Genomic DNA, 2,051 nt, shown 5'->3' on the forward strand with positions numbered 1-2,051 from the left:
GGGCCGCTGGGTTCGGCGTGAGGTGCTGCGCGGTATGCTCTGGGGGGATACTGGCGAAGAACGGGCGGCGGGAAACTTAAGGACAGCCCTTCACTTATTGCGCCGGGCCCTTGCCGGTGCGAATGCACGCAACGAACTTCTGGAAGTGAGACGCGATATCGTAAGGATTTCTCACCACCCTGACTGCCGGCTCGATGTCCATGAGTTTGAGGAAAAGGCTTGGGCCGGCTTGGAAAAAGACACGCCCGAGGTCGAGCACCTGATGGCGGCTACTTATCTTTACCGGGGGGAATTCCTGGAGGACCTGGACGTACAATGGTGTCTCCCTGAACGCCGGCGTCTTACCGATTTACACCTTGCCGTACTACGTTCACTGGTAGAGCGGCTGGTCGGGCTGAACCTTCACGAAGCTGCCGCTTCCTACGCTTCCCGGTGGTTGGCTGTAGATCCGCTGGATGAAGTAGCACACCAGTCACTGATGCGCATCTATGCTAATTTAGGAGAGCCGGCCCGGGTCGTGGAGCAGTATGAGCAGTGCCGTCAGGTGCTGGAAAAAGAGCTGGGCATAGTCCCGGGCGAGTCCACCAGGCGCCTGCTGCAGGAACTATCCCCTGCGGTCAAGAAGCGGACGGAAAGATCTCAGCAGAGAAATACCAAAGGACGCGCGCAGAGCAGCTTTCGTTTTTTATCCGCCGGGAACAAACTATCTCAAGACCCGCTGCGCAATGCCCGGCTGCTCCTGGTCTCCGGCGAGGCGTTAGCCTTGCTTGGGGAAACGGCTAACGGAATCAAATTACTGGAAAAGACCCTCTCCTTCTACGAACGCTATAGCGGCCTGGCAGCCAGGGCCCGCCTCATCCTGGGGGAAGCGCTGATCTGGCTCTCTATTCCTTTGGCTCCCAAAATGGACAGCTCGTTGCGCGAAAAAGGGCTTCACTATATTGAGCAAGCCCTGGAATATTACCGTGTAAACGGCCCTCCTTCGGATCTGGGACGTGCCCTGCAATTGGGGTCACAGGCCTGCTGGGTAGTGGGCCTGAACAGCAAGGCTGTTGCCCTGGCCGAAGAAGGCTTATCCTTGGTCACAGCCCTTGGCGATCGGGAAGCGGAAGCACGCCTGGCAACCCTGCTGGCCATGTCGCAGCGTGAGAAATATTGCCTGGCTGAAGCGCAGGCAGCTTTTGACCGCGCTATCCAGAACGTGCCGTACATGAGCACTCCCTGGGAAATGCTCTGGATTATTTTGCAGCGGGGTATCCTTTCCTACATTATCGGCGACCTGGCAAAGGCAGAATCCTTCCTGCGCGAAGCTCTAGCGCTCTGCCGGATGACCACCTTCCCTTCGCTGATGATCAAGGTCGGCGAGTGTATGACACGCTCCATGATGATCGTCCTTTTCCACTACCAGGACAAACCCGGGGAAATGGACGAATTTCTCAAACCGGAGATGGGCAAATACAACCCGGAACCCTTCATCTATTTAAACCAGTTGTTTGCCGCGGCAGAGGACCGACGGTCTCTCTTACCCGGGGTGGAGGGATGGTTGCGGGCGCGCATGTTCAGGCTGCCTAGTCCCATGATCGCTTGCACCATTCGCTGTGTAGCGGAGGAAATGCTGGCGGCGGGCCTGTTTAAAAAAGCGGCCCGCTGGGCCGGAGTGGGAGTGCGCCTGGCCAGGGTTTGTGAATGGGGCGCTTTCGAGGCGTTTTTTTACAGCCACCGGGCTGTGGCCTTGCTAAAACTGGGACAAACCAGCGCGGCGGAGGTCTGCCGGCGGCGGGCTGCCGAAAGGGCTGATCCAATTGATCGGTGGGTACCGGCCTGGCTAGCCCGGATCGACGGTTTAATGGCTTTACGGCATGGCGACACAGCAGCATCTAAACGGTACCTGACGCGGAGCAGGCGCCTTTTTCTGCAGATCGGCAGCCGCTACGACGCCCGGCAGGTGGAAAATGACCTAAAAGGGATTTTAAATACGGAATAACAATAAAATATGAACAATACGAACAGGCCCCTGAGAATATATAAAAAGGGAGCCTGATTTTTTATTG

At 57.0% G+C, this 2,051-nt stretch carries 1 protein-coding gene; it reads left to right on the top strand.

All coding sequences use genetic code 11. The features are described from left to right. The coding region (locus HPY90_RS15990; protein ID WP_287195984.1) for an AfsR/SARP family transcriptional regulator at nucleotides 1-1,984 on the top strand (1,984 nt) is incomplete at its 5' end. Between the last annotated feature and the right edge of the window lie 67 nt (nucleotides 1,985-2,051).

The sequence above is a fragment of the Syntrophothermus sp. genome (genome assembly GCF_013314835.1).
Lineage (GTDB): Bacteria > Bacillota > Syntrophomonadia > Syntrophomonadales > Syntrophothermaceae > Syntrophothermus > Syntrophothermus lipocalidus.